We start from the raw sequence: 4,273 nt of genomic DNA on the forward strand, positions 1-4,273 counted from the left end.
CCTGTTCAGCGCGGGCAACTTCACGGGTGGCGACGACACCGAAGAGATCGTGATGAGCGACCCTGCGGGCGGCGTCTACAAGAAGCTGGTGATCAAGGACGACAAGCTGGTCGGCGCCTGCCTGTACGGCGACACGGTGGACGGCAGCTGGTACATCAAGCTGCTGCGCGAAGGCCGCACCGTTAGCGACATCCGCGACAAGCTGATGTTCGGCGAGAGCAACATTGGCGACGTGGGCCACCAGGGCCACAACAAGGCCGCCGCCATGAAAGACAGCGACGAGGTTTGCGGCTGCAACGGCGTGACCAAGGGCACCATCTGCAAGGCCATCAAGGACAAGGGCCTGTTCACGCTGGACGAGGTGAAGAAACACACCAAGGCGAGCGCGTCCTGCGGTTCCTGCACCGGCCTGGTCGAGCAGATCCTGATGTTCACCGCTGGCGGCGACTACTCGGCCACACCGAAGAAAAAGGCCATGTGCGGCTGCACCGAGCACAGCCACCAGGAGGTGCGCGACGCCATCTTCGCCAACAAGTACCTCGCCATTGCCGACGTGCAAAAGGGCCTGGGCTGGAAAACCCCGAACGGTTGCTCCAGCTGCCGCCCCGCGCTGAACTACTACCTGATCAGCAGCTGGCCCAAGGAAGCCAAGGACGATCCGCAGAGCCGCTTCATCAACGAACGCAGCCACGCCAACATCCAGAAGGACGGTACCTACAGTGTGATCCCGCGCATGTGGGGCGGCGAGACCACGGCCGACGAGCTGCGCCGCATCGCCGACGCGGTGGACAAGTATCAGATCCCGACCGTCAAGGTCACGGGCGGCCAGCGCATCGACCTGCTGGGCGTGAAGAAGGAAGACCTGCAAGCCGTCTGGAAAGACATCGGCATGCCCAGCGGCCACGCCTACGCCAAGGCGCTGCGCACGGTGAAGACCTGCGTGGGCAGCGAGTGGTGCCGCATGGGCACGCAGGACAGCACCCAGATGGGCAAAGACCTGGAGCGCGCCCACTGGCGCATGTACGCGCCGCACAAGGTCAAGTACGCCGTCTCCGGTTGCCCGCGCAACTGCGCGGAAGCCGGCATCAAGGACGTGGGCATCATCGGCGTGGACTCGGGCTGGGAGATGTACATCGCCGGCAACGGCGGTATCAAGACCGAGGTGGCGCACTTCTTCGTCAAGCTCAAGACGGCCGAAGAAGTGCTGGAGTACACCGGCGCCTTCATGCAGCTCTACCGCAAGGAAGGCTGGTACCTGGAACGCACCGTGCACTACGTGGGCCGCGTGGGCCTGGACTACGTGAAGAAGCGCATCCTGGAAGACGCCGAAGGCCGCAAGGCCCTGAACGAAGAACTGCTGTTCGCGCTGGACGGCGAACCCGACCCCTGGTTCGACTTCGACAAGGCCGCCGTGGACACCCGGCAGTTCATCCCGATCAAGGCCGTGTCGGCCACTGCTGAAAGGACGGTTTCATGATGGTCGCCGCCTGGACCCCCATCTGCCGCGTGGAAGACATTCCTGTGCTGGGATCACGCCGCGTGGAACGCGAGCGTGGACTGGATGTCGCGATCTTCCGCAACGATCAGGACGAGGTGTTCGCCTTGCTCGACCGCTGCCCGCACAAGGGCGGTCCGCTGTCGCAAGGCATCGTCTTCGGCACCCACGTGGCCTGCCCGCTGCACAACTGGACCATCGGCCTGTGCGACGGCCAGGCTTCCGCGCCCGACGAAGGCTGCACGCCCAAGTTCAGCGTGAAGGTGGAGAACGGCCAGGTGTTCCTGGACGCAACGCAACTCGCGTCGCACGCGACCACCGACGTGCGGCCCGTCGCTGGCCCCGCACGCCGAACCGCCAAGGCCTGAACCCATGACCGAAACCCGCTCCACCTGCCCCTACTGCGGCGTCGGCTGCGGGGTGCTCATACAGAGCGAGGGCGGCCAGATCACCGGTGTGCGCGGCGACCCGGATCACCCGGCCAACTTCGGCAAGCTCTGCACCAAGGGCAGCACGCTGCACCTGACGGCCACGCCAGCCATCACGCGCCAGACCCGGCTGCTGCAACCCCTGCAGCGCCTGCAGCGCGGCCAGGCGCCCGTGGCCCTGGGCTGGGATGCAGCAATCGACAAGGTGGCCAGCGAATTTGGCCGCATCGTGCGCGAGCACGGCCCCGACGCGGTGGGCCTGTACCTCAGCGGCCAGCTGCTGACCGAGGACTACTACGTCTTCAACAAGCTGGCCAAGGGCCTGATCGGCACCAACAACGTCGACACCAATTCGCGCCTGTGCATGAGCAGCGCGGTGGCCGGCTACAAAGCCACGCTGGGCGCCGACGCGCCACCCGCCTGCTACGACGACGTGAACCACGCGCAATGCCTGTTCATCGTCGGCAGCAACGCGGCCTACGCCCACCCCGTGCTGTTCCGCCGCATCGAAGAGGCGCGCCGGAAGAACCCGGCCATGAAGGTGATCGTGGCCGACCCGCGCCGCACCGACACCGCCGAGCTGGCCGACCTGTATCTGCCGCTGCTGCCCGGCACCGACGTGATGCTGTTCCACGGCCTGCTGCACGTGATGCTGTGGGAGGGCTGGACCGACAACGGTTACATCGCTGCGCACACGAAAGGTTTCGATGAACTGAAGGCGCTGGTGCGCGAGGCCACGCCCGACGTGGTGGCGCAGACCTGCGGCTTGAAGAAAGAAGACCTGTTCACGACAGCACAGTGGTTCGCGCAGTCGCCCGCCACGCTCAGCCTCTACTGCCAGGGCCTGAACCAGAGCAGCAGCGGCACCGCCAAGAACGCGACCCTGATCAACCTGCACCTGGCCACCGGCCAGATCGGCAAGCCCGGCGCAGGCCCCTTCAGCCTGACCGGCCAGCCCAACGCCATGGGCGGGCGCGAGGTCGGTGGCCTGGCGAACCTGCTGAGCGCCCACCGCGACCTGGCCAACCCCGCGCACCGCGCCGAAGTGGCCGCGCTCTGGGGCGTGGCCGACGTGCCGTCGAAACCCGGCAAGACCGCGGTCGAGATGTTCCAGGCCGCGGCCGACGGCGAGATCAAGGCGCTGTGGATCGCGTGTACCAACCCGGCCCAGTCCATGCCCGACCAGGCCACGGTGCGCCGCGCCCTGCAGCGCGCCGAGTTCGTGGTGGTGCAGGAAGCTTTCGCGACCGCGGCCACCTGCGACTTTGCCGACATCCTGCTGCCCGCCGCCACCTGGGGCGAAAAGGAAGGCACCGTCACCAACAGCGAGCGGCGCATCAGCCGCGTGCGCGCCGCCGTGCCGGCCGCCGGTGAGGCGCGGCACGACTGGCGCATCGCGGTGGACGTGGCGCGCCGGCTGGAGGCTCAGCTGCGCCCTGGCCAGCCCTCGCTTTTTCCCTACGAGACCCCTGAGGCGATCTGGAACGAACACCGCGAATCCACGCGCGGCCGCGACCTCGACATCACCGGCCTGAGTTACGCCCTGCTGGAGCAGCAAGGCCCGCAGTTCTGGCCACTGCGCGAGGGCCAGGCCGCCGGCCAGGAACGGCTGTATGCAGACGGCGTCTTCCCCACCGCCGACGGCAAGGCCAGATTCGCCGCCCTGCCCTACCGTCCCACTGCCGAACAGCGCGAATCGCGATTTCCTTTTTCGCTCACCACCGGCCGCCTGCGCGACCACTGGCACGGCATGACGCGCACCGGCACCCTGGGCCGCTTGTTCGGCCATGTGGCCGAACCATCGGTGCAGTTGAACCCGCAGGACATGGAGCGCCGCGGGCTGAAAGACGGCGATCTGGTGCAGGTGACGAGCAAACGCGGCTCCATCGTGCTGCCGGTGCAGGGATCGCGCACGATCCAACCCACGCAGGCCTTCATCGCCATGCACTGGGGCCCCGAGTACCTGAGCGGCCGCAGCAGCCAGGGCGAGCCGCTGGCCGGCGTCAACGCCCTCACCACCTCGGCCTATTGCCCCAGTTCCAAACAGCCCGAGCTCAAGCACGCGGCGGTCAAAGTGCTCAAGGCCGAACTGCCCTGGACCCTGCTGGGTGTGGCCTGGCTGCCCGAAGCCACGGCATGGACGGCGCTGACCGAACTGCGCGCGCTCATGCCCTCTTTCGACTTCGCGGCCTGCGTGCCATTTGGCCGCGAACGCACCGGCGTGTTGTTCCGCGCCGCTTGCCGGGAGGCTCCGGACGCGATGGTGGTGGACCGCATCGAAGCCCTGTTGGACCTGAGCACAGCCGACGCCTTGCGCTACGCCGACCAGCGCCGCCATCAGCGCCGCACC

At 67.3% G+C, this 4,273-nt stretch carries 3 protein-coding genes; all 3 read left to right on the forward strand.

Features of this window, described 5'->3' with window-relative positions; all coding sequences use genetic code 11:
• The coding region (locus ACR2JA_RS07380; protein ID WP_434008452.1) for a (2Fe-2S)-binding protein at positions 1–1,477 on the forward strand (1,477 nt) is incomplete at its 5' end.
• The gene (nirD, locus tag ACR2JA_RS07385) at positions 1,474–1,863 is read left to right on the forward strand and encodes a nitrite reductase small subunit NirD (protein ID WP_434008453.1); all 390 of its coding nucleotides are present in this window, start codon (positions 1,474–1,476) and stop codon (positions 1,861–1,863) included. The genes ACR2JA_RS07380 and nirD, both read left to right, overlap by 4 nt.
• 4 nt (positions 1,864–1,867) lie before the next feature.
• Positions 1,868–4,273, forward strand: a 2,406-nt coding sequence (locus ACR2JA_RS07390) for a molybdopterin oxidoreductase family protein (RefSeq protein ID WP_434008454.1), incomplete at its 3' end; no start/stop codon positions are given.

This window comes from Hydrogenophaga sp. (assembly GCF_051007235.1).
Classification (GTDB): Bacteria; Pseudomonadota; Gammaproteobacteria; order Burkholderiales; family Burkholderiaceae_C; genus Hydrogenophaga.

Excerpts from the sequence above, each read along its gene's own strand:
- nirD (WP_434008453.1), top strand. The coding sequence starts at position 1,474 with ATGATGGTCGCCGCCTGGACCCCCATCTGCCGCGTGGAAGACATTCCT.